21 protein-coding genes are annotated in these 22446 nt (G+C 65.2%); 7 read left to right on the top strand and 14 right to left on the bottom strand.

Annotation, left to right across the window (positions count from 1 at the left end):
• The first annotated feature begins 287 nt into the window (after window positions 1-287).
• Window positions 288-2207, top strand: a complete 1920-nt coding sequence (locus GVL61_RS16010) for an alpha/beta fold hydrolase (RefSeq protein ID WP_368667126.1) — start codon at window positions 288-290, stop codon at window positions 2205-2207.
• 82 nt (window positions 2208-2289) lie between these two features.
• Here GVL61_RS16010 and dapA read toward each other — a convergent pair whose 3' ends face one another.
• Window positions 2290-3171 carry a 4-hydroxy-tetrahydrodipicolinate synthase gene (gene dapA, locus GVL61_RS16015; protein WP_159981657.1) on the bottom strand — a complete coding sequence of 294 codons (882 nt, stop codon included), beginning with the start codon at window positions 3169-3171 and terminating at the stop codon, window positions 2290-2292.
• 100 nt (window positions 3172-3271) lie between these two features.
• On the opposite strand from dapA, the gene GVL61_RS16020 reads away from it, so the two are divergent.
• Window positions 3272-5266 (top strand): lytic transglycosylase domain-containing protein, encoded by a 1995-nt coding sequence (locus GVL61_RS16020; RefSeq protein ID WP_159981658.1) that lies wholly within the window; start codon window positions 3272-3274, stop codon window positions 5264-5266.
• A gap of 7 nt (window positions 5267-5273) precedes the next feature.
• Here the strand turns inward: GVL61_RS16020 and GVL61_RS16025 are convergent, their stop codons facing one another.
• Window positions 5274-6668, bottom strand: a complete 1395-nt coding sequence (locus GVL61_RS16025) for a glycoside hydrolase family 27 protein (RefSeq protein WP_159981659.1) — start codon at window positions 6666-6668, stop codon at window positions 5274-5276.
• Between the two features lie 125 nt (window positions 6669-6793).
• Here GVL61_RS16025 and greB point away from each other — a divergent pair, with 125 nt between their 5' ends.
• Together greB and GVL61_RS16035 are read left to right on the top strand one after the other, a co-directional pair.
• Complete coding sequence (gene greB / locus GVL61_RS16030) at window positions 6794-7273, top strand: transcription elongation factor GreB (RefSeq protein ID WP_159981660.1); 480 nt, start codon at window positions 6794-6796, stop codon at window positions 7271-7273.
• Between the two features lie 42 nt (window positions 7274-7315).
• The gene (locus tag GVL61_RS16035) at window positions 7316-8089 is read left to right on the top strand and encodes a TSUP family transporter (protein WP_159981661.1); all 774 of its coding nucleotides are present in this window, start codon (window positions 7316-7318) and stop codon (window positions 8087-8089) included.
• A 50-nt stretch (window positions 8090-8139) separates the two neighbouring features.
• Here the strand turns inward: GVL61_RS16035 and sthA are convergent, their stop codons facing one another.
• On the bottom strand, window positions 8140-9528 hold the full coding sequence (gene sthA / locus GVL61_RS16040) for a Si-specific NAD(P)(+) transhydrogenase (RefSeq protein ID WP_159981662.1): 1389 nt from the start codon (window positions 9526-9528) through the stop codon (window positions 8140-8142).
• Between the two features lie 145 nt (window positions 9529-9673).
• Here sthA and GVL61_RS16045 point away from each other — a divergent pair, with 145 nt between their 5' ends.
• Entirely contained in the window at window positions 9674-10177 is a 504-nt protein-coding gene (locus GVL61_RS16045; protein ID WP_159981663.1) for a hypothetical protein, read from the top strand.
• A gap of 82 nt (window positions 10178-10259) precedes the next feature.
• On the opposite strand, the gene GVL61_RS16050 is transcribed toward GVL61_RS16045, so the two are convergent.
• Window positions 10260-10928 carry an outer membrane protein gene (locus GVL61_RS16050; protein WP_159981664.1) on the bottom strand — a complete coding sequence of 223 codons (669 nt, stop codon included), beginning with the start codon at window positions 10926-10928 and terminating at the stop codon, window positions 10260-10262.
• 285 nt (window positions 10929-11213) lie between these two features.
• On the opposite strand from GVL61_RS16050, the gene rlmN reads away from it, so the two are divergent.
• Window positions 11214-12548: a 23S rRNA (adenine(2503)-C(2))-methyltransferase RlmN gene (gene rlmN, locus GVL61_RS16055; RefSeq protein ID WP_159981665.1), complete on the top strand. Its 1335-nt coding sequence runs from the start codon at window positions 11214-11216 to the stop codon at window positions 12546-12548.
• A gap of 116 nt (window positions 12549-12664) precedes the next feature.
• Here rlmN and GVL61_RS16060 read toward each other — a convergent pair whose 3' ends face one another.
• From GVL61_RS16060 to GVL61_RS16070, 3 genes are all read right to left on the bottom strand, one after another.
• Window positions 12665-13465, bottom strand: a complete 801-nt coding sequence (locus GVL61_RS16060) for a LysR family transcriptional regulator (protein ID WP_159981666.1) — start codon at window positions 13463-13465, stop codon at window positions 12665-12667.
• Between the two features lie 55 nt (window positions 13466-13520).
• A complete protein-coding gene (gene apaG, locus GVL61_RS16065; RefSeq protein ID WP_159981667.1) occupies window positions 13521-13919 on the bottom strand; it encodes a Co2+/Mg2+ efflux protein ApaG in 399 nt (132 codons plus the stop codon).
• Between the two features lie 92 nt (window positions 13920-14011).
• Window positions 14012-15220: a PLP-dependent aspartate aminotransferase family protein gene (locus GVL61_RS16070; RefSeq protein WP_159981668.1), complete on the bottom strand. Its 1209-nt coding sequence runs from the start codon at window positions 15218-15220 to the stop codon at window positions 14012-14014.
• 123 nt (window positions 15221-15343) lie between these two features.
• Here GVL61_RS16070 and GVL61_RS16075 point away from each other — a divergent pair, with 123 nt between their 5' ends.
• Complete coding sequence (locus GVL61_RS16075) at window positions 15344-16645, top strand: phospholipid carrier-dependent glycosyltransferase (protein WP_159981669.1); 1302 nt, start codon at window positions 15344-15346, stop codon at window positions 16643-16645.
• Between the two features lie 168 nt (window positions 16646-16813).
• Here GVL61_RS16075 and GVL61_RS16080 read toward each other — a convergent pair whose 3' ends face one another.
• From GVL61_RS16080 to GVL61_RS16110, 7 genes are all read right to left on the bottom strand, one after another.
• Complete coding sequence (locus GVL61_RS16080) at window positions 16814-17491, bottom strand: DUF2238 domain-containing protein (protein WP_235037731.1); 678 nt, start codon at window positions 17489-17491, stop codon at window positions 16814-16816.
• The gene (locus GVL61_RS16085) at window positions 17446-18630 is read right to left on the bottom strand and encodes a glycosyltransferase family 2 protein (protein WP_159981670.1); all 1185 of its coding nucleotides are present in this window, start codon (window positions 18628-18630) and stop codon (window positions 17446-17448) included. The genes GVL61_RS16080 and GVL61_RS16085 overlap by 46 nt, the downstream gene beginning before the upstream one ends.
• 116 nt (window positions 18631-18746) lie before the next feature.
• Window positions 18747-19805, bottom strand: coding sequence for a 3-isopropylmalate dehydrogenase (gene leuB / locus GVL61_RS16090; protein ID WP_159981671.1), 1059 nt, complete (start codon window positions 19803-19805; stop codon window positions 18747-18749).
• A gap of 21 nt (window positions 19806-19826) precedes the next feature.
• Window positions 19827-20432: a DNA repair protein RecO gene (locus GVL61_RS16095; protein ID WP_159981672.1), complete on the bottom strand. Its 606-nt coding sequence runs from the start codon at window positions 20430-20432 to the stop codon at window positions 19827-19829.
• 69 nt (window positions 20433-20501) lie between these two features.
• On the bottom strand, window positions 20502-20753 hold the full coding sequence (locus GVL61_RS16100) for an accessory factor UbiK family protein (protein ID WP_159981673.1): 252 nt from the start codon (window positions 20751-20753) through the stop codon (window positions 20502-20504).
• A 40-nt stretch (window positions 20754-20793) separates the two neighbouring features.
• Window positions 20794-21348 (bottom strand): TspO/MBR family protein, encoded by a 555-nt coding sequence (locus tag GVL61_RS16105; protein ID WP_159981674.1) that lies wholly within the window; start codon window positions 21346-21348, stop codon window positions 20794-20796.
• Window positions 21349-21437: 89 nt separating this feature from the next.
• Entirely contained in the window at window positions 21438-22235 is a 798-nt protein-coding gene (locus GVL61_RS16110) for a TlyA family RNA methyltransferase (protein WP_159981675.1), read from the bottom strand.
• Window positions 22236-22446: the final 211 nt, after the last annotated feature.

The raw sequence follows: 22446 nt of genomic DNA on the forward strand, positions 1-22446 counted from the left end.
TTTGCCGCCCGCGTCGAACTGGTGGACGGTGCAGGAATTGCCCGCCGTTTCGCCATGTCTGCGTGGGCGGCCATGCCCGGTGAGGTCGGCGAAGGCGGGATTTCCCGCCACGCCGATACCTGCAAACTGACTGCATCCGTTTTTCACGGTGACATGCAATTAATCCCCAAGTCGATCTCGCATGACTTGCACCGACGCCGAGCCTGCGAAATAGTCGACCGGTAAATCAGGGGGATATGCTTCAGGTGCGATCTAAATTCAGGGCCGTTCTGGCCGGTGTTTTACTGTTGCCGACTGCCACGGCCATCTGGCTTGCCCCCGCCGCCGCGCTGGCCGCCGAGCTCATACCGCTGGAGGCTTACGGCGAACTGCCCTCGGTCGAGGATGCTGCCATTTCACCCGACGGCGCCCGAATCGCGAGTGTCGTGCAGGACGAAGGTAAGCGCAGCATCCTTGTCGTGGGCCGGGACAACGAGGTCTACTTGCGGGGAGCGACGGGCGAGACCAAAGTCCGCTCGATCGACTGGGCGGACAAGGATACGCTGCTCGTCACCAACACCGCCACCGTATCGCTGGGCTCGCAGTTCATCGCCAGCAAGGCAGAGCTTACGGGCACGGTTATCGTATCGCTGAACGGCGCAGCCTCGGGGATGATCTTCAGCAAGAACAAGGAGATCGCCAATACTACCCGCGGGCGGTTCGGTGTGCGCACGATCGGCGGGAAGACGGTCGGCTACTTCGGCGGCATCACCCTGGACACCAGAGGCACATCTCCCCAATGGCGCCACGGCCGGTCGACACTCTACGCTGTCGACATCGCCACGAACCGCGCGCGCCACGTCGCCGGTCCCGCCGGCGAGGACCACTACAACGACTGGCTGATCGATGCCGCAGGCAACGTGGCAGTGACGATGGACATGTCGGAAAGTACCGGCACCTGGCGTATCCTCGGCCCCGACAAGCGCCAATTGGCCCGCGGCGTCGACCCTACCGGCAACGTCAGCCTCGTAAGCTTCGGCAAGGATGGCACCACGATTCTCTACAGCATCGAGGACGAGGACAAGAACACCCGCTGGTTCGAAGCACCGCTGGCTGGCGGCGAAACCAGCGAATTCCTGCCCGGCATCGCGATCGACCGGCTGTTCGTGGACCGGGGAACCGGCAGGCTGCTGGGCTATCGCAGCGCGGGCGAAGGCGCAGAGACGCGGCTTTACGACCCCACGCACCACAGCGCCGTCACCCGCATTCTGAAGGCCTTCAAGGGCCGCGAAACCCATCTTGTGGATTGGAGCCCCGACTTCGCCGAGGTCCTGGTGCGCACCGATGGCAATGGGGACAGCGGGACCTGGTATCTGGTGGACGTCAAGGCCCGCCACGCCAGCCCGATCGGATTCGAGCGCACCGCCATTCCTGCGGACGCCGTGGGGCCGGTGTCGCTGGTCGACTATACCGCGCAGGACGGGCTGACGATGAACGGTGTCCTTACCCTGCCGCCGGGGCGCAACGCGAAAAACCTGCCGGTGATCCTCCTGCCCCACGGCGGTCCCTCGTCGCGCAGCGATCCCGGGTTCGACTGGTGGGCACAGGCTTTCGCGTCGCGGGGCTATGCGGTGCTGCAGCCCAACTTCCGGGGCTCCACCAATCGCGACGACGTCTTTCGGCGCGCGGGCTTCGGCGAATGGGGCCGCAAGATGCAGACCGACATCTCGGACGGGCTTGCCGAACTGGCACGGCGCGGCGTGGTCGACCCCAAACGCGCCTGCATTGTCGGCGCAAGCTATGGCGGTTATGCGGCATTGGCCGGGGTCACCCTGCAACAGGGGCTGTACCGCTGCGCCGTCTCGGTCGCCGGGGTCGCCGACGTGATGTCCATGTACAACACCGACGTCCGCGAATCGGGTAATTCGCGCATGACGTGGAAATCTCTGCGCGAGCAGTTGGGCGATCCCAAGACTTATGCCGAGATTTCGCCCCGGCGCTTTGCCGCCAAGGCCGATGCCCCCGTACTGCTGATCCACGGCAAGGACGATACCGTGGTGCCGATAGCCCAGAGCCGGGCCATGGCCGACGCCCTGAAGGACGCCGGCAAGCCTTACGAAATGGTGGTTCTCAATGGCGAGGACCACTGGCTCTCGCGCGGGGACACCCGCAAGCAGATGCTCGCCGAAACGATGCGCTTCGTCCTCAAACACAACCCCGTCGACTGAAAGCGGCGGGGGTCAAGGGCGGGGCTCGATCCCGCAGGATTGCGTGGGTTCCGCGCGGGCTCTGCGCTGAACCCACGGCGGATCACAGCAGGCCTGCGTGGACCAGCGCATCGTCCACAGCCTGGCGTGCCTTGTCGCCACAAGGGACCAGCGGCAGGCGCAGTTCGTTCTCGATCCAGTCGTGGACCTGCGCCAGCGCGTACTTGCAAGGACCGGGCGAGCTGTCCTCGAACATGGCGTAGTGCAGCGGGTAAAGCAGGTCGTTGAGGCGGCGCGCTTCCTCGAGGTCGTTAGCGGCGCAGGCGGCCTGGAACTCGGCGCAGAGCTTCGGCGCGACATTGGCAGTCACCGAAATGCAGCCCACGCCGCCGGCCGCGTTGAACGGCAGCGCCAGTTCATCGTCGCCGCAAAGCTGCACGAAGTCCTTGCCGATGCCCATGCGGTGGTCGGTCACGCGCGAAAGGTCGCCGCTGGCGTCCTTGATGCCGATGAAGCGGCCGGGATGACGGCGGGCCAGTTCGCACACCGTCTCAGGGAGCAGGTCGGTGACCGTGCGACCCGGCACGTTGTAAAGCACGATCGGCAGGTCGATATTTTCGGCCAGATAGCCGAAGTGGGCGAGCAGGCCCTCCTGGCTCGGGCGATTGTAATAAGGCGCCACCAGCAGCGCCGCGGCGGCGCCGCACTTCTTCGAGAAGGTCATGTGCAGCAGCGCGTTGGTGGTGTCGTTGCTGCCGCAGCCGGCGATGACCGGCACCCGGCCCGCTGCCTGCTCGATGCAGACTTCGATCACGCGGTGGTGTTCGGCGTTGGAAAGCGTCGAATTTTCGCCGGTGGTACCGCAGGGGACCAGAGCGGACGAACCCGACTCGATCTGCCAGTCGACGAGGCGACGAAAAGCCTGTTCGTCGAACGCTCCGTCGCGAAACGGTGTGACAAGCGCGGGAATGGAGCCGGAGAACATGGACTTTACCTCTGGTGGTGTTCAATGATCGGCCCTGACGGGGAACCACCCCGCTGCCCGGACTTCACGTTCAGCGCCTGATAAGGAGCCTCTTTCCAAAATGTCCAGCATGTTGCGCACCCCTCACCTGCTGCTGAGCATTTCCCCAGCCATTTTTGCGGCATTCGCTTTCGCCGCGCCCTCCCTTGCACAGGCCCAGTCTTCCGACGGGCGTGAGTGGGACACGGCGCGCGCGCAGTCGATGCAATCGCACGACATGGCGGTCCATCAGTCGATCGACCGCTGGAAGCTGCTTTCCGCCAACGACCGCATGGGCTTCGCCGCCTATACCAGCTTCCTGCTGCGTTATCCCGGCTATCCCCAGCAGGACAAATTGCGCGGATTCGCGGAAAAATCCCTGCTGACAGAATCACCCGATGCGGGTTCGGTCATAGCCTTCTTCGATCGCTTTGAGCCGCTGGGCAGCCGGGCCGCGGGACGCTACGCCGTGGCGCTTTCGACGATGCGCCGCGCCGATGCGGCCGCCAATGCCATTGCCGCCTGGCGCAAGGGCGGGCTGACCCCGCAGGACGAAACCGCGCTGTACTCGCTCTATCAGAGCCGGCTGACCAGCGCCGACCACGATGCGCGCATGGATGCATTGCTGTGGCAGGGCGAAACGGCGCAGGCAGAGCGGCAGATCTCGTTCGTCTCCCCCGCCCGCCGTGCCGAGTTCATGGAGCGCCTCTCGCTGCTGCAGGGCATGGCGCCGGGGACCATGGGCGTGACTCTACCCGCACAGATTTCCTCCGATCCGGGCTATGTCTACAACCGCGCGGTGCAGGCGCGCCGGGCGGGCAACCTGCAGGGCGCGATCGCCCTGCTCGCCAATCGCCCGCCGCTAGCCCGCCCGGTGCCCGAACAGGAACTGTGGGTGAAGGAACTGCTCACCGCCGCGCGCGGAGCAGATGGCAGTAGCGCGGTTAGGATCGCCTCCTCCATCGACGACGGTTTCGCCCCCGGCACCGACATCAGCCGACTCTCCTTCCGCCTGCGGGACGATTATACGACGCTGATGTGGCTGGGCGGCACCAAGGCGCTCTGGTCGCTGGGTGACACCCGCCGCGCCGCGCCGCTGTTCTACCGCTACGGCGCCGCCGCGCAGACTCCGGGCACCCGCTCCAAGGGGTTCTACTGGGCAGGCCGCGCGCTGGCCCAGGGCGGCGACATGGCTGGCGCGAACCGCTACTTCGAGATGGCAGCGCAGTACCCGCAGTACTTCTACGGCCAGCTTTCGCTCGAACGCCTGCGCCGGCCGATCCCGAACCTCGATACCCGCTCCACTGCCGTGCCTAGCCAAGCCCAGCGCACGTCGTTCCAGTCTCTGCCGATCACTCTGGCGGTGCGCGATGTGGCCCGCGATGCCGACTGGCGCACCGGCGTCCAGTTCTTCCGCGAAATCTCCGATCAGGCGCAGGACGCCGAGGATCACGTCCTTGTCGCCGACCTAGCGCAGCAGATCGGCCGCCGCGACCTTGCGGTGATCATGGGGCAGAGCGCCCATGCCAGCGGTTACGAGGAATTCGGCCAGATCGCCTTCCCGCTGATCCCCGCGCCCGCCGGTACCAACTGGACCATGGTCCACGCCTTGGCCCGGCAGGAAAGCCAGTTCGCACAAAACGCGCTCAGCCACGCGGGCGCCAGCGGCCTGATGCAGCTTATGCCCGGGACCGCACGCGAACAGGCTGGCAAGCTGGGACTACCCTATGATCAATCGGCGCTGGTCAGCGATCCGGTATACAACATCCGTCTCGGCGACGGCTATTTCGCGCGGATGATGGACTATTACGGCGGCGCCACCCCGCTTGCCGTTGCGGCTTACAACGCCGGTCCGGGTAACGTGAACAAGTGGCTGCGCGCCAACGGCGATCCGCGCACCGGCGCTATCGAATGGATCGACTGGATGGAGCAGATCCCCATCTATGAAACCAAGAACTACGTCCAGCGCGTGCTGGAAAACGCTGTGGTTTACGAATCGATGTATCCCGGCAAGTCCGACTACACTGGCGCCAACAAGCTGACCCGCCTGATGCCAGGCAAGCGCGAGCCGGGCTGATCAGCTTTCAGCCCATGCCGTCCAGTCGGAACAGAACTCCGGCATGGGCGGCAAGGTGCGTGCTCACAGCATCCCGCACCGGAGCCAGATCGCGGCGCTGCCACAGGTCGCGGACCTTCGCCGGTCCCGCCATGCCCACGGCGCGCAAGGCCACGGTGACATCGCGGGGCTTATCGCCGGTGTTGAACAGGGCGAGATAACGGGCCTTGCCGTCCTCGCTCCAAGCCGACCAGGCACGGATGCCATCCTCCAGAAAATGCGGGGCATTACCCTGGCTGCGCTGGTTGACGGCAAGCACTTCCGGGTTGGTCAGCAGCGCCAGCGTCGCGGCATCGAGGTGACGCAGATCGCCGCCCATGATCAACGGTGAGCGGGCGATCGACCACAAGGTCATCAGTGTGCGCTGTTCGTCCGGCGTGAAGCGGGTATCGCGCTCACCCAGTGCCAGTCGGCCCAGCGGCAGCATGTCGGCATCGGGCCAGGAACCGGGGCCGCGATAGGGCGTCCAGTTTTCCAGCCGCGTGAACTGTGCTTCGAGCTGCGCCCATTCGTCCCAGAAATCGTCGGAAATGCGCCACATCTGGGCATGCCGGCGAACATGCTCGCCCCGTAGCACCGGCGTTTCGCCCGGTGACAGGCTGAGCATCATCGGCCGGCCGCAACGAGCGATGGCCTTGGCGGCCGCCTCGATCTCGGGCGCGTGGGCATCGTAGGGGCGGCTCATGTCGTCCATCTTGACGAAGTCCACACCCCACGAGGCGTAGAGCCGGAACAGCCCGTCGTAGTAGTCCTGCGCACCCGCCTTCGTCATATCGACGCCGTACATGTCCGGATTCCACGAAGAGATGCTGGAGGTATCGGCGATGTCCTGCGCACGGTAGGCGGTGCCCAGCACCGGCAGGTTCTGCTTCACCGCATGTCGAGCGATGCCGCGCATTACGTGGATGCCGAACTTCAGCCCCATCGCGTGGACCTTCGCCGCCAGCGGCGCAAAGCCCCTGCCCTCTGCCGCCGAGGGAAAGCGGTTCGGCGCAGGCACCAGCCGCCCGTGGGCATCCAGCGCCGGGACCGGGTTGGCGTTGTAGGTGTAGCTGCTCGCCTCGGGCTCATACCACTGGATGTCGACGGTGAAGACGTCGTAGCCGGAGGGCAGCAGCTTATCGCGCATGATCGCTGCGGTTTCGAGCGCCTGCGTCTCGGTGATTGTGCCTGCGAAACTGTTCCAGCTGTTCCAGCCCATCGGCGGGCGCGGCGCCAGCGTGGTCGTCGGTTGCAGGGCTGTCGGTTTCAGGGCGGAGCCGGCCGGCGCCGGAGCGGACGCCGACGCAGCGCCTGCCTCGAAACCCAACCCTCCCAGCGAAACCGTGGCCGCAAGAATCGCCGTCCGGCGCGACATATCCATGGCAGTGCTCCCTCTCTCCGCCTTCATAGCCGGAGTTATTTGTCGGACTAATGAAAGCAATGCAACCGGGGAGAGTACATGTTCCAGGTCTTGGCCGGCCTCGCCCGGCTATCTAAGCATCCGATATGAATCTCACCGGTCCCCCGATCAGCCCCGCAGGGATGTCTTCCCTGCGCGCCCGCTACGACCATCTGCTCGGCACGGAGCGCCCGGCGATCGTCGAGATCGTATCATGGGCGGCGGGCAATGGTGACCGCTCGGAAAACGGCGACTACCTATATGGCCGCAAGCGCATGCGCGAGATCGACCGCGAACTGTCCTACCTCGCCCGCCGCATGAAAGCGCTGCGCGTGGTCGATCCTTCCGCGCAGAGCGAGCGCGGCAAAGTCTTCTTCGGCGCTACCGTGGAACTGGCCGACGAGGAGGACGAGCGCCTCACCCTCACCATCGTCGGCGATGACGAACAGGACGCCTCCGCTGGCCGCATCGGCTGGAGCGCCCCCATCGCTCGCGCCCTGCGCGGCGCCGCCGTGGGCGACCTGCGCATCGTGCGCCTGCCCTCCGGCGAGAAGGAATGGGAGATCATGGCGATCACTTATCCTTAGCTTCACTTTGCCTTTCGCGCCGACCTCGGCTTAACGGGCGGCATGGAACTGACCGTCGAAGCCTTCTCCTTCCTGATCGCCATCGCCTTTCTCGCAGGCGGGGTGGATGCGCTTGCAGGCGGCGGCGGACTGCTGACGATCCCGGCGCTCATGGCCGCCGGGATACCGCCCGTCTCGGCGCTGGCGACAAACAAGCTGCAAAGCACCATCGGCACCGCATCGGCTTTCCTGACCTTCCACCGCGCCGGTCATGTCGACCTGAAGGCTTTTGCGGTCCCGGCGCTGGGTGCCTTCCTCGGCTCTCTGGCGGGAGGCACCGCCGTCCAGTTCATCGAGCCGGCGTTCCTGGCGGCCTTCGTGCCGGTCCTGCTGATCGCGATGGGCCTGTACTTCCTGTTCGCCCCGCCGATGAGCGAAGTGGACCGCCATGCCCGTATCGGCCGCCGCGGGCTGACCCTGATCACCACCGGCATCGGTTTCTACGACGGTTTCTTCGGCCCCGGCACCGGATCGTTCATGACCACCGCGCTGGTGGCGCTGGGCGGGCTCGGCCTGGTCCGGGCCATCGCCAATACCAAGTTCCTGAACCTTTCCACCAACATCGCCGGCCTTGCCGCGATGATCGCGGGCGGCAAGGTGCTGTGGCTGCTGGGGGCCGGGATGGCCGCCGCCAACGTCGCGGGAAACCAGGTCGGCGCGCGGCTGGCCATGCGTTTCGGCGGAAAAGGCGTGCGCCCCCTGTTGGTGGTCATGTCGTTCGCGCTGACGATCAAGCTGCTGTCCGACCCGGACAACCCGCTGTGGAGCTTGTTCTAAAGCGTCTTCTAATCAGGTGGAGATGATGACGCGGCAAACCGAAAACTCCCTCACCGCGCCATGCGGTTCCAGGCGTCGAGCGCGGCGATCTTGTAGGCTTCCGCCAGCGTCGGATAGTTGAAGGTGTTCTCGATGAAATAGTCGATCGTGCCCTTCAGGTTCAGCACCGCCTGGCCGATGTGGATCAGTTCGGTCGCGCCCTCGCCGATGATGTGGACGCCCAGCAGGCGACGGGTCTTGTTCGAGAAGATCATCTTCATGAGGCCCTGCTGCAGGCCCATGATGTGGCCCCGGCTGGTCTCGCGGAAACGGGCGATACCTGTCTCGTAGTTGATGCCCCGTTCCCGCACTTCCTGCTCGGTCATGCCCACTGTCGAGATTTCGGGCACCGCGTAAATGCCATAAGGGAAGAACGCGGGCGCCGGCGGCAAAGGCAGGCCAAAAGCATGGCAGGCAGCGATGCGCCCCTGCTCCATCGAGGTCGAGGCGAGGCTGGGAAAACCGATCACATCGCCGGCGGCATAGATGTGCGGCACAGCGGTCTGGTACGTCTCGGGATTGACGGATAGGCGCCCGCGCATGTCGGTCTTCAGCCCGCAGGCATCCAGCCCCAACCCGGTTGTCGCGCCCATGCGCCCGGCGCAGTAGAGCAGCATCTCGCTGCGCACCGTCCGCCCGTCGCCCAGCGTGGTGACGACACGCCCATCCGCGCCCTTCTCAACTTTCGCGGCGGGAGAACCGAGCCGGAAGGTAACGCCCCGGTCGCGCAGCTGGTTCACGAACTCCTCGATGATCTCCCGGTCGACGAAATCGAGGAACGTCTCGCGCGGTTCTATCACGGTGACGGCGACGTCGAGCGCCGAGAAGATCGTCGCATACTCGATCCCGATCACCCCGGCGCCGACGACCGCCAGCGAGCGCGGCAGACGCGGGATGTTCACGACCTCGTCCGAATCCAGGATGTCGGGGTCGGAAAAATCCACATTGTCAGGTTGATAGGGCACCGTGCCCACGGCGATGAGAAAGCGCTCCCCCTCGACAATCAACTCGCTGCCGTCGGGGAAGGTCACGACCACCCGATTGGCATCCATGAAGCGCGCGAAGCCTGCCATCGTCGCCACGCCATTACGCAGGAACTGGTGCTCCAGCACATCGACCTCGTGGTCCAGCGTCTTGCCAAGACGGATCGATAGGTCCTCGCTACCGATCTCCTTCTTGACCCGGTAGGAGCGCCCGTAGAATCCTCGCTCGCGCCAGCCTGAAAGGTTCAGCGCGGTTTCGCGCAGGGTCTTGCTGGGGATCGTGCCGGTATGCACGGATACTCCGCCGACACGCTGGCGTCCTTCGATAACAAGGACGGACTTGCCCAGCTTCGCCGCCTGAATCGCCGCGCGCCGCCCCGAAGGGCCGCTGCCGATCACGATGAACTCGTAAGCCATGGTCAACTCCAGCAAAGCGCGGCAGCAACGCCCAAGCGTGAACTGTGCGGCCGCCCATGTTGCAACGCAACAACCAATCCGCCGCATCCGGTTCAATGCGGGGAACGCTTTCCAATGCGGGAGGATAGCCCCTATAGGCTCCGCTATGCGCCGATCCGCCTTACGCCTGCTTGCGTTGCCCGTGCTGATGGCACTCGCCGCGTCGCCCGCCCTCGCCCGCGAGAGCCTTGGCCTTTACGGCAACTGGGGCGCGTTTCGCGATCCGCTGGTTCCGCGCTGCTATGCTATCGCCATGGCCGACCCCAGCGCCATGAGCCGCGACTACCAGCCCTATGCCGCGATCGGCAGCTGGCCCCGGCGCGGCGCGCGCAGCCAGGTACACCTGCGTCTCTCGCGCAAGCTTGCGCAGGGCAAGCAGGTCACCTTGCGCATCGGCGGCCAACGCATCGTGCTGACGGCCGGCGGCGGCGACGCCTGGCCCAGCAGCGATACCGACAACGCCGCGATCGTCGCCGCCATGCGCTCGGCCCCATCGATGACGGTGTATGCGCGCGATGCGAAGGGGCGTCCTTTCGCCAATACCTGGGCGCTTCCGGGCGCGGCCTCGGCGATGGATGCGGCGCTGATCGGCTGCGCAAGGATACGATAGGCGCGCTGTCCCCCGAACTAACCCAAACGAAGAGGGCGGCGCCTCCCAGCGCCGCCCTTCCCTCGCCGCGAGGTGAGTCTGCTTAGAAACGCACGCCTACGCCCGCCATCACCTGGTGACGGTCGAGGTCCAGGTCGAAGCGCTGGCCGTCGGGGAAGTCGCCGGTATAGTCGAGTTCGCCCTTCTCGTAGTTCGAGTAGCGGTACTCGAGCTTCGCGAAGACGTTGTTGGTCACCGCCTGCTCAACGCCAGCACCGATGCGCCAGCCGTCCGCGTCGATGTCCCTGTTGGTGGTGACAGTGCCGCTGGCATTGCGCACGTCGAACTTGGCGTTGGTATAGCCGCCCTTGGCGTAGATCATCGTCCTGGGGCTCACGACGTAACCGAGGCGCGCGCCGACATAGAGGTCGCGGTTGGTCTTGACGTTGCCGATGCCGAAGCCCTCGAAGTCGCCGTCGTTGAACTTTGTCTTGGCGGTGGACCAAGTCACTTCCGCCTCGGGACCGACGACCACGTTGCCGAAACGCATATCGTAACCCGCGCCCACCCCGTAAGCGAAGCCGTCGATCGACTGATCGTTGTCTTCATTGACGTCGTCGTCGACGCTGCTTCCGGCCTTGGACACGTCATATCCCATCAGGGCCTCGACGTGGAAGCCCGAGAACGATTCCGCCGGGCCCGCGTCCTGCGCCAGGGCCGGGGCAGAAGCCATCGCGGAACCGGCGGCGAGACAGACAAGGATCTTCTTCATAAAGGTACTCCGATCATTCCATGCGGCGGTTTTTCCGCCTTTCCATCCAGCGGATTTCTCCGCCTTGGACTGATGAAATGCCGCTCGGAGCGGCGGAGTTTCCTGAACCTAACACAACGAAATCATTGATGTTTTCCGGCAACACTCAGTCGACATATGGAATGTTTTGCGCGCTGGGACGAGGGAACTGGATGGTGGCCCGCACCGTTCGCGCAGGCCCGCCATGCCCGCGCGAGGGGGGCCATCTTCCGTTTTGCCCCCGGATGCCCTATATGCCCGCCCATCATGTCAGACACGAACGACCTCCCAGCCGGCGCAGCCGCCGCTGCCGGCCTCATGCCGATCCCGGGCCATATCGACCCCATGCCGGTGCCGCGCCCCGGCATCGTAGACGGTGTGACCCCGCGCGACGATGGCCGCATCGACCTCCTCGGCCTGCCGAAGAAGCGCATCGCCGAACTGTTCGAAAGCGCCGGGTTGGACGCCAAGGCGGCAAAGCTGCGCGCCAAGCAGGTCTATCACTGGCTCTATCATCGCGGCGTTACCGAATTCGACGCGATGACCGACATCGCGAAGACCATGCGCCCCTGGCTGGCGCAGCGCTTTGTCGTCGGCCGCCCCGAGATCGTCGAGGCCCAGCATTCCAGCGACGGCACCCGCAAGTGGCTGCTGCGCACCGATGACGCGCACGATTACGAGATGGTCTTCATCCCCGATGCGGACCGGGGAACGCTGTGCGTCTCCTCGCAGGTGGGCTGCACGCTCAACTGCCGGTTCTGCCACACCGGCACCATGCGCCTGGTGCGCAACCTGACGGTGGGCGAAATCGTCGGCCAGGTCATGCTCGCACGCGATGCGCTGGGCGAATGGCCCAATGGCATCAGCGACACCCGCCCCGCTACCATGGCAGGCCTCGATGAGGACGAAGACGAAGGATCCTACTCGTCGGGCGGGCGCCTGCTTACCAACATCGTGATGATGGGCATGGGTGAGCCGCTGTATAATTTCGACAACGTGCGCGATGCGCTCAAGCTGGTGATGGACGGCGAAGGCCTGGCCCTTTCCAAGCGCCGGATCACGCTCTCCACTTCGGGCGTGATCCCGCAGATGGCCCGCTGCGGCGAGGAGATCGGCGTGAACCTGGCGGTTTCGCTCCACGCGGTGACCAAGGAAGTGCGCGACGAGATCGTGCCGATCAACAAGAAGTACGGCCTTGAGGATCTGCTCCAGGCCTGCGCCGACTATCCCGGCGCATCCAACGCCCGGCGCATCACGTTCGAATACGTGATGCTAAAGGACAAGAACGATTCCGACGCCGACGCGCGCGAACTCGTCCGCCTCCTGCGCAAATACGACCTGCCCGCCAAGGTGAACCTGATCCCGTTCAATCCCTGGCCCGGCGCGCAGTACGAATGCTCGACGCCCGAGCGTATCCGCTCGTTCTCGGACATCGTCTTCCAGGGTGGTATCTCGGCCCCGGTACGCACCCCGCGCGGCCGCGACATCGACGCCGCCTGCGGCCAGCTCAAGACGGCTGCAGAAAAGAAGAGCCGCGCCGAACTGGACCGCATCCATGCGGAAAAGGAAGCCGCGATGGAGGCCGAAAAGGTCGACGGCTGACTGCGCGCCCGAACTTCCACAGGCCTAGCCTGAGCGGGGTTCGGGCAAGACTATTGCCGGAGAAAGCGGCGTATCCTGAGATTCGCTTGTCCTGAGCTTTTCGAAGGACCGCGCCGTCAGGACTCGGCAGTCAGCGCCGCGACAAGGTCCTTGACCTTCTTCTGCCGCCACTGCGGCAAGGGAGCGACCAGCCAATAGCCGCGCCGGCAGGATACCGCGGCGCCTACCAGTTCGTCGCGGCCGTTGCCCCCGATACCCGCCACCAGCAAGGCCGGCACATGCGCGCGGCCCATGCCGGCAAGCGCGGCGGCGATCGCCTGTCCGGCATCACCCACCATGATCGGCGGCTTGGCGTCCTCGGCCTCTGCCTCGGCGTCAGGGGTAGGATCGCCCGGCCAGCCGATCCAGTCACCGCTGCCCACTTCGACCCATTCGGCGCTGCCCAGCGGCATCCCTTCGAGGTCGCCCGGCCCCTCGGTCCAGCGCACGGCGAGGTCGAGGTTCGCCTCGGTGAAATCGGTCATCTCGCCGTCGACGAGGATATAGCGCACCTGCGGATTGACCGCGCGGAAGGCGGCAAGGCGCGGGGCGAGCCAAGCAGCGAAGAACTCACGCGGGGCGGCGATGGTGTAGACGTGGCTGGACTGGCCCGCCTGCATCGCCTGCACCGCATCTTCGAAGTGGAGGAACCCGGTACGCAGCGCGGCAAGGCCTGCGCCCGCTTCCTCGGTCAGTTCCAAGCCCTTGCTGGTGCGGCGGAACAGCACCACCCCCATCAGGTCTTCCAGTGCGCGAATCTGCTGGCCGACGGCGGCGGGTGTGACTGCCAGTTCGTCCGCCGCGCGGGTGAATGACAGGTGCCGGGCGGCCGCATCGAAGACGCGCAGGGCGTTGAGGGGCAGGTGCGTGCGCTTCATGGCGCTTCCCTATGCGCAGGCGCGCTGCGGGGCAATGGCCCAGACTGCAGCGGCGTCAACCGGCGGTAGCGGGCGCAGCCAGCGGGAAATAGGGAATCAGTGCTTTGAACTCCCGCCCGTCCTGCCGACGGAAGGTGTAGTGCCCTTCCATCGAACCCTGCGGCGTGGAGAGCGGGCAGCCCGATACGTAATCGTGACTGCGTCCCGGCGCGAGCACCGGCTGTTCGCCGACGACGCCCTCACCCTCGACCACGTCGACTTTGCCGGTGGCGTCGGTGATACGCCAGTGGCGGGTGACGAGTTGGAGAGTCTCACCCGTCTCGTTCTCGATTCGGATGTGATAGACCCAGAACCACTTGCCCGCCTCGATGCGCGATTGCTCGGGCAGGAAATTGACGGCAACTCGTACCGTGAGGCCATCGGTGATGGCGCTATGCTGGAACAGTTCCTTCATGACGAGAGGCAGCCTAACGACGATTCCACAAGGCTACAACCGTGTTGAGAAGGCGTAGTTCCCCCACGGGACGCACCCGGGGGGAACGGAACTCAGAGGCCCACCTTCGTCAGCGCCTGATCGAAGTCCTCGATCAGGTCATTGATGTCTTCCAGGCCCACGTTGATGCGCAGCATGCCTTCGCCGATGCCCATCGCCTCGCGGCCTTCGGGGCCCATGTTGTGGTGCGTAGTCGAAGCCGGGTGGCACATCAGCGAACGCGAATCGCCGATGTTGTTCGAGATGTCGATTAGCTTCAATCCATCGAGAAGGCCCCAGGCCTGCTCGCGCCCGCCGTCCAGCACGAAGCTGAAGATCGGCCCGCAGGCATCCATCTGCTTCATCGCCAGTGCCTGCTGCGGGTGGCTGTCGAGCCAGGGGTGCAGGATCTTCGGCACGCGGCTTTCGACGAACTTGCCGAGTGCGAGCGCGTTCTCGCTCTGCTTTTTGGCGCGCAGGTCGAGCGTTTCGAGGCCCTTCAGCACCACCCAGGCGTTGAACGGCGAAAGGTTCGGCCCGGTGTTGCGCTGGAACGGCAGCAGCTTGTCGTTGATGAATTCTTCCGAACCGCAGACGGCGCCGGCGAGGACACGGCCCTGCCCGTCCATCAGCTTAGTCGCGGAATAGGCGACGACATCGATCCCGAACTCCATCGGCCGCTGCAGAGCGGGCGAACAGAAGGCGTTGTCGACGACGGTAGTGATCCCGTGCGCCTTGGCGATCGCGGCGACACCGGCGAGGTCGGCGACGTCCATAGTCGGGTTAGCCGGGGTCTCGAAGAAGAAGACCTTGGTATTGGGGCGGATCGCCGCTTCCCACTGCGCGAGGTCGCCCGCATCGATCACCGTCACTTCCACGCCGAAGCGCGGCAGGAGATGGTCGCCCAGCCAGCGGCACGAACCGAAGGCCGCGCGCGCGGTAACCATATGGTCGCCCGCCGACAGCTGGCACAGCAGCGCGGCGGTCATCGCCGCCATGCCGGTGGCCTGCGTCCGGCACGCCTCTGCACCTTCGAGCAGCGCTATGCGCTCCTCAAGCATCGCCACCGTGGGGTTTTGCAGGCGCGAGTAGGTCATGCCTTCCTCTTCGCCCATAAACCGCGCGGCGACGGTGGCCGCATCGTCATAGGAATAGCCCGAGGTGAGGAACAGCGCCTCGCTCGTTTCGCCCATCTCGGAACGCCAGGTTCCCCCGCGAATCGCGCGGGTGGCGGGGCGCCAGTTGCGGGTCTGGGTACGGTCCTGTCCGGTGGTGCGTTTCATGGCCCAAGCCTCTAGAAGCGCGGGGCTGCGAGCGCAAGCGGATGCGCATGGCGAACACCCCCCGCGAGGCACCGGCCGGGCGCCCTTGCCGAAACCTGCGAACCCCCTTATCCCGCCGCTCCGATGCCGTTGAACGCCCTACAAACTCTCAGCCCACGCGGGCAGCGCGACCCGCTCGGTTGGTGCCTTCTCATCGTTGCGCTGTTCCAAGCCCTGGCGCTGTGGCGCATCGGCACACCCACCCGCTATTACTTCGACGAGATCCACTACGTGCCAGCAGCCCTCAAGCTGCTGGACCTTATCCCGGCCAACCGCGAACATCCGCTGCTGGGCAAGGAAGTGATCGCCGGCCTGATCCACCTGCTCGGCGACCGGCCCCTGGCCTGGCGCCTGGGCCCTGCCCTGTTCGGCGGCCTTGGCCTCTTCGCCTTTGCGCGGCTGAACTGGCACCTGACCCAGCGCCGCCGGGCGACGATCGCTGCGACCGCGCTGCTCGCCACCAATTTCATGTGGTTTGTCCAGAGCCGCATCGCCATGCTCGACATGATTTCGGCGGGGCTATGCATGGTCGGGCTGTGGCAGTTCGCCGCCGCCCTGCGCGCCCGGAGAACCGGACCTGCCCGCCTGCATCTGATCGCGAGCGGAATGGCGCTTGGCCTGTGCCTCGGCGCGAAATGGAGCGCGGCCCCGGCGCTGATGATGCCGGGCCTCGCCTTCCTGATCCTGCGCCTGCGAGAGACGGGGGCCATGCGCATCGGCCGCCGGGGCGCCGGGCCGATCAAGGGCATTACGCTGACCGAAGCTGCGCTCTGGCTGGGGCTGTTCCCACTCGCGGTCTACTGGGCGACCTATCTACCGGCTATGTTCTACCCACATCACGCGGTGTCCCCCTGGGGCGTGATCGAACAGCACGAACTGATGATCCGCCTGCAGGACAGCGTGAAGAAGCCCCACCCCTACCGCACCTACTGGTATCAGTGGGTCGCGGACTGGCGGGGCATCTGGTATCTGTTCGAGAACGTCGACGGTGCCCAGCGCGGCATCGTCATGATCGGCAACCCGCTCTCGATGATCGCCGGCCTTTTCGCGCTGGTGTGGGGTCTGTGGGCATCGGCATTCCGACGCCGGTGGGACGTGCTGGCCTTTGTCGTGCTCTACGCCGCATGCCTGGGCATGTGGATCGTCAATGGCAAGCCGGTGCAATTCTATTATCACTACCTGCTGCCGGGCGCCTTCCTGATGGCGGTGCTGGCGCTGGCACTCGATTCGCTGTGGGACCGGCGGGGGCGCGGGCCCAAAGTTGCTACCGGAGTGATGATACTCGCGCTGGCGCTGTTCGCGCTGTTCTACCCGATCCTCTCGGGCTGGCCACTGCCCTTCAAGAGCGCCTACAATTTCTGGATGTGGCTGCCGAGTTGGCGATAAGGCGCCGTCGCAGGATCTTCCGCCGAAGAGTACGGCCTAATGCGGGGCCGGGGCGACGGTTCGAACCCTAAAACGGACGCGTGGTTTCCGTAGCAACGGCTTTAAACCACATCTTAGCCCAACACGCCGACCCGGATGTCGAGCTTACGACCTAAATGGTTGCAGACATCAGGATGCGGTGCGCCGGGCGCGCAGACGCAGCACGGCTACGGCCATGACCGCGCCCGATCCCGCCATCGCCATATCCTTCTGCGGGTCCCAAAGGTCGCCCTGCTGTCCGTTGTACGCCGCCCCATCCGGCCCGGCCATGAAGACCGTAAGCAGCCATTCGAAAATCTCATAGACCGCGCTGCCGGCCAACACGAATTCCACCGCGATATAGGCGGCGAGCGAGGCCGACAGCCCCTTGTGCCGCGCCAGCCAGGTTGAAATCGGATGCACCCAGCATAGCCCGAAGCTGAGATGGACCAGCCGGTCCCAAGAATTGCGCGAGAGGCCCAACGTCTGCGCAGGAGACGGCAGGCCGAGCGCGCTCGCCCAGTCCTCGTAAGGCACGAAGGAGTAGATGTAGCGCCCGCCCAGCGTATGCAGCCACAGGAACAGGCAGACGCACAGCACCGTGCTGGTCGGCATGGGCCAGCGTCGCAGCGACAGGCCGATGCCGCCGACGATGGCGAGCGTCGGCAGGTTCTGCAGCGGCGCGAGGTCGGGGTACGGCGTATCGACGAGGCTGAGCAGGGCCGCAGCCGCCGTCAGCCCCAGGAGGACGACTTGCAGGCGCGGTACGGCGATGCGCAGGCTCAGTACTTGCCCCAGACGAACTTGGAGGACAGCGCGAAGTTCCACACAGAACCCAGCACGATACCGGTGATTACCGCCAGCACGTCATGCACGCCGATGGTCTTGAGTACAGCGGCCGAACCGATGTTGGTAAGGAGACCCAGCGAACAGGTCACCGCGAACTGTGCCCAGCCGCGCATCACCGGACCGAAACCGCGCAGGCGCTTGTCGGAATAGGTCAGCTCGTTGTTGAGCACGAAGTTGAAGCTCATCGCCACGACCGCCGCTAGGGTATTGGCGATGTTGAAGGTCGTGCTTTCCGACCAGTTGCCGTAAACGAAACGCTCGGCGAAGACGAGGTGGAGCATGATCCACAGCGCGCCCAGCTGCACCAGAACGCCCATGGCGCCCACCGTGCCGAACAGCGCGAAGCGGGTCGGGATGATGCGGCCCAGCCACTTGTCGTAAAGACCTACGAGGAATTCGAACACTACGGTCTGGTCCAGCTTGCTCTCGCCTTCCGCGCGGGCGGCGAAGTTCAGGGGGAATTCCTTGACCCGAAGCGGCGTATCGACCGTCGCCAGGATATCGAGAAGGATCTTGAAGCCCACACCGGAAAGGCGGTGGGCGTCGGCGCGAAGGGTCTGCGTGCGCAGCATGAAGAAGCCGCTCATCGGATCGGTCAGCTCTACGCCAGTCACCTTGTTGGCGATCCGGTTGGCCAGACCCGAAGCCTTGACGCGATCGGGACGGCCCCAGGCTTCGGTGCTGGCGCCTTCGGCGAAGCGGGAGGCATAGGAGATGTCGAATTCGCCCGAGGCGACCGCGTGCAGCATCCCCGGCAGCAGGGCCGGATCATGCTGATGGTCGGCGTCCATCACCGCAACGATCGGCGCGGACGTGGAGCACATGCCCTCGATGGCGGCGCTGGCAAGGCCTCGCCTGCCGATGCGCTGGATGCAGCGCACACGCGGATCGATCAGCGACAGGCGACGAGCCTCGTCGGAGGTGCCGTCCGGGCTGTTGTCGTCGACGAAGATCACTTCCCAGGCAATCCCGGCCAGCGCCTTTTCAAGGCGCGCGATCATCGTCGCAACGTTCTTGCGCTCGTTATAGGTCGGCAGGACCACAGCCAGTTCGAGCGGCTTTACATAGCGCTCGCCTGCGTCTGCTGCCTGCGTAATTTCGGAACTCGTAATGTTCATGCGCCCCGGTTGTAGGTAGTCAAGGTCAAGAAACCCTTATCGCTTTTTAGCCTCGGGGCGGCAGAACGGGCAAATGTCCATTCTGCCGCACCGGCATACTCCGAAAAATGGAGTCTTTAGAGGTGTGCGAGGACCGCGTCACCGATTTCCTTCGTACCGGCATTGCCGCCCAGGTCGCCGCCCTTGACGCCCGCCGCCAACGCGGCCGCAACCGCCGCCTCGATACGCGCCGCCGGCTCTTCGAGACCGAAGGAATGGCGCAGCAGCATGGCTGCCGAGAGAATCGTCGCCATCGGATTGGCCAGGCCCTTGCCGGCAATGTCCGGGGCGGAGCCATGGATCGGCTCGTAAAGGCCGAAAGTGCCCTCGGCCCCACCTGCTTCAGAAAGGCTGGCCGAAGCCAGCAGGCCGATCGAGCCGACACACATGCTGGCCTGGTCCGAAAGAATATCGCCGAACAGGTTGCCGGTGACGATCACGTCGAAGGCGCCGGGGTTCTTCACCATCTGCATCGCCGCGTTGTCGACGTACATGTGGGTCAGTTCGACATCCGGGTATTCAGCCGAAACCTCGATCACCACGTCGCGCCAGAGCTGCGAGGTCTCCAGCACATTCGCCTTGTCGACCGAGCACAGCTTGCCGGAACGACCCTGCGCGGCCTTGAAACCAATATGGGCGATGCGGCGCACTTCGTCCTCTGCATAGGACATCATGTCCCAGCCCTGACGGCGGCCGTCTTCCAGCGTTCGGGTTCCCTTCTCGCCGAAGTACACGTCGCCCGTGAGTTCGCGCACGATCAGCAGGTCGATCCTGGCCGACACTTCCGGACGCAGCGTGCTGAGGTCCTCAAGGCCGGCGAACACTTGCGCAGGGCGCAGGTTCGCGAACAGACCGAGTTCCTTGCGCAGGCCGAGAACCGCCTGTTCGGGGCGCAGCGCGCGTTCGAGATGGTCGAGCGTGAAATCGCCAACGGCGCCGAACAGGATAGCATCAGCAGAGCGTGCGATCTCCAGCGTTTCGGCCGGAAGCGGATGGCCGTGTTTGCGGTAAGCCGCGCCGCCGACATCACCCTTGACGAGTTCGAGGCCCGGTAGTTCGAGCTTCTCAAGCACGCGCAGGGCCTGCTCGGTAACCTCGGGGCCGATTCCGTCTCCAGCAAAAACCGCGATGCGCATGGGTGTTTTTCCGCTCTGCTTCTAGGTGTCGATCCGTCCCAGCCGCTCACGCAGCTGGACGCGCGCCGCCATAACGTCTCTGCGGCGATCGGCAAGCGGGTAGCGGCCCAATTCGCGTCCGACCCGGTCGAATGTGTCCAGAAGTGCGGTCCAATCGTCATCCGGGGGGCGTGATACCGGGGTGCCGTACCCCAGCTCGCGCAGCAGCAGCACTTCATATCGTACCAGAGCCAAGGCCCAGCCGCGTGCCGACGGAGCCACGCAGATCGCCTCCAACAGCCCCTCCAGCGCACCGTACAACACGGGAAACGGCTGACGGTCGGGCAGCGCCGTTGCGGTCAGCGCCGTGACCCAGCCGATCGCCGCAGCGGGTAGAGGCTCGCTCAACCACGGCGCGCGGCTCTGTTCCAGTTCGACGCGGGCGAAAGGAAGCTGGCTTTCCGATTTCGAGCGGATTTCGGCGTCCACCCTGTTACCGGGGATCAGGACCGGCCGCAGTTGCCGCCCTCGGCCCCCTGCGACATAGGCCGCGACAAGGCCGTGCTGCTCGGTCAGGAGCCGCGCGATGATGCCGTTCTCGCCGTGCGGCAAGGCGGCACAGACGATGGCGGGCGCGCGAAAATGCATCGCTGCCGCTGTGGCCGCTCAGCCCGCGATGGGCAAGCGGCCAGTCAGCTTGAAACGGCTAAGTTCAGTTCAGGAGTTGCCGAGCTTGGCTTCGAGGGCCTCGATGCGGGCCTTGAGGTTTTCTGTCTCCGCGCGGGCGGTTGCGGCCAGTTCCTTGACCGCGTCGAATTCCTCGCGGCTGACGAAGTCCATGTCGCCCATGAGTTCCTTGAACCGCTCACGCGCACCGTCACGCGCTTCGCGGCCGACGCCCGCGAGCGTGCCGGCGGCGCTGTTCATCATCTTTACGAAATCGGCGACGAAGGGGTTTTCGCTTTGCATGGCGCCTAAATGGTACGAGTGCAGATGCCGCGCAAGAGGCTTAAATGTCGAAACGCGCCGCCGCGCCCGAACGCTGCACCCCATCGAGGCCGGGGTTTTCGTGCAGAAAGGCGAAATTGAGGTACGTCGCGAATACCAGCCACACCAGGTAAGGCACCAGCAGCGCCCCTGCCAGCGGCCGAACCCGGGCGAACAGCACAGTGGTCACGACCGCCGCACCCAGCATCAGCAGGATTACGACCAGCGCCGCCGTCATCTGGTGTGCGCCGAAGAATATCGGCGACCACGCGAGGTTGAGCGCGAACTGCACCGCAAAGCCCCCCCCGGCAATTGCGCGCCTGTGCGCACCGCGTGCCGCCAGCACCAGTGCCAGCGCTACGCCCAGCATGATATAGAGCAACGTCCAGACGACCGCGAATGTGATCGGCGGCGGATAGCCGGCCGGCTTCACCAGTTCGGCGAACCAGGGATTTTCAGGGCCGCTTTGCGACAGGGTGCCGGACAGGAAGCCCAGCAATACGATGACAGGAACGCATACGAGCAGCCAACGCATGAAACTGGCACGCAACTGGCCTGACGAGGCAAGCAGGTTCATTAGCGTGCAATTCTCCGAATCGAAGGTTTAACCAGTAATCCGCGCAGTTTGTGGAACGGCGCAGGCCCGGGCGCAATCGCCGCGTTACCTTACTGTCCCCTCTGTGCCGAAACGAGAAACTCGACATTTCCTTCCGGCCCTTTGATCGGGCTTTCGACGATTCCCTGAATTGTCCAGCCCGCGCCTTCCAACCACTCCCGCACCTCGCCGCAGACGCGTTCGTGCAGGACCGGGTCGCGCACGACGCCGCCCTTGCCCACTTCACCGCGCCCGACCTCGAATTGCGGCTTGATAAGCGCCACCAGCCGGCAGCGCGGCGCGGCCAGTCGCAGCGGCACGTCAAGCACTTTGGCGAGGCCGATGAAGCTGGCATCGCACACGACCCAGTCGCAAGGCGCGTCGATCTCGGCGGGCGTCAGGATGCGGGCGCTGGTCTGTTCCAACACGGTGACGCGCGCATCGTTTCGCAATTTCCACGCCAGCTGATTGGTGCCCGAATCGACCGCGAAGACCCTTACCGCCCCATTGGTCAGCAGCACATCGGTGAAGCCGCCGGTCGAGCTACCGATGTCCATCGCCACCGCACCGGCCGGATCGAGTTCGAAATGCTCGATCGCATGGGCCAGCTTGACCCCCCCGCGCGAAACCCAGGGGTGATCGCGCCCCCGCACCTCCAGGGGCGCGTCGTCCTTGAGGCTTTGCCCCGACTTGGCGATCTTGGTCTCACCAGAGAAAACAAGTCCGGCCAGGATCAGCGCCTGGGCGCGGGTGCGGCTTTCGGCCAACCCGCGATCGACCAGCAACTGGTCGACGCGCACTTTTGCAGCCTTGGCGGCTCCCGAGGCTCGGGACTTTTCGACAGAACGGGGCTTTGATGGGTCGGTCATGGGACAGTGCGCACTTGAGAAGGAGCCCGCCCCATTCCATACCAAGGGGATGAAGGCAAATCCGCGCAGTCGCGCCACCGTTTCCCGCTCCCTCCCGCTGGCAGCACTCACTTCGTCCATGGCGGCGTTGCTCGTGTCCGCCTGTGTCCCTCCGCCGCCGGTTTCCCCCACTGCGCCGCAGAGCGCGCGGCCCGCGCCCACACCCCCGTCC

It is taken from the genome of Novosphingobium sp. 18050, from assembly GCF_902706195.1.
Taxonomy (GTDB): Bacteria; Pseudomonadota; Alphaproteobacteria; order Sphingomonadales; family Sphingomonadaceae; genus Novosphingobium.

Bases quoted from the DNA above. Each gene is read 5' to 3' on its own strand.
- dapA (WP_159981657.1), bottom strand. From the start codon at position 3,171: ATGTTCTCCGGCTCCATTCCCGCGCTTGTCACACCGTTTCGCGACGGA.
- GVL61_RS16020 (WP_159981658.1), top strand. From the start codon at position 3,272: ATGTCCAGCATGTTGCGCACCCCTCACCTGCTGCTGAGCATTTCCCCA.
- GVL61_RS16025 (WP_159981659.1), bottom strand. From the start codon at position 6,668: ATGGATATGTCGCGCCGGACGGCGATTCTTGCGGCCACGGTTTCGCTG.
- greB (WP_159981660.1), top strand. From the start codon at position 6,794: ATGAATCTCACCGGTCCCCCGATCAGCCCCGCAGGGATGTCTTCCCTG.
- GVL61_RS16035 (WP_159981661.1), top strand. From the start codon at position 7,316: ATGGAACTGACCGTCGAAGCCTTCTCCTTCCTGATCGCCATCGCCTTT.
- sthA (WP_159981662.1), bottom strand. From the start codon at position 9,528: ATGGCTTACGAGTTCATCGTGATCGGCAGCGGCCCTTCGGGGCGGCGC.
- GVL61_RS16045 (WP_159981663.1), top strand. From the start codon at position 9,674: ATGCGCCGATCCGCCTTACGCCTGCTTGCGTTGCCCGTGCTGATGGCA.
- GVL61_RS16050 (WP_159981664.1), bottom strand. From the start codon at position 10,928: ATGAAGAAGATCCTTGTCTGTCTCGCCGCCGGTTCCGCGATGGCTTCT.
- rlmN (WP_159981665.1), top strand. From the start codon at position 11,214: ATGTCAGACACGAACGACCTCCCAGCCGGCGCAGCCGCCGCTGCCGGC.
- GVL61_RS16060 (WP_159981666.1), bottom strand. From the start codon at position 13,465: ATGAAGCGCACGCACCTGCCCCTCAACGCCCTGCGCGTCTTCGATGCG.
- apaG (WP_159981667.1), bottom strand. From the start codon at position 13,919: ATGAAGGAACTGTTCCAGCATAGCGCCATCACCGATGGCCTCACGGTA.
- GVL61_RS16070 (WP_159981668.1), bottom strand. From the start codon at position 15,220: ATGAAACGCACCACCGGACAGGACCGTACCCAGACCCGCAACTGGCGC.
- GVL61_RS16075 (WP_159981669.1), top strand. From the start codon at position 15,344: ATGCCGTTGAACGCCCTACAAACTCTCAGCCCACGCGGGCAGCGCGAC.
- GVL61_RS16085 (WP_159981670.1), bottom strand. From the start codon at position 18,630: ATGAACATTACGAGTTCCGAAATTACGCAGGCAGCAGACGCAGGCGAG.
- leuB (WP_159981671.1), bottom strand. From the start codon at position 19,805: ATGCGCATCGCGGTTTTTGCTGGAGACGGAATCGGCCCCGAGGTTACC.
- GVL61_RS16095 (WP_159981672.1), bottom strand. From the start codon at position 20,432: ATGCATTTTCGCGCGCCCGCCATCGTCTGTGCCGCCTTGCCGCACGGC.
- GVL61_RS16100 (WP_159981673.1), bottom strand. From the start codon at position 20,753: ATGCAAAGCGAAAACCCCTTCGTCGCCGATTTCGTAAAGATGATGAAC.
- GVL61_RS16105 (WP_159981674.1), bottom strand. From the start codon at position 21,348: ATGAACCTGCTTGCCTCGTCAGGCCAGTTGCGTGCCAGTTTCATGCGT.
- GVL61_RS16110 (WP_159981675.1), bottom strand. From the start codon at position 22,235: ATGACCGACCCATCAAAGCCCCGTTCTGTCGAAAAGTCCCGAGCCTCG.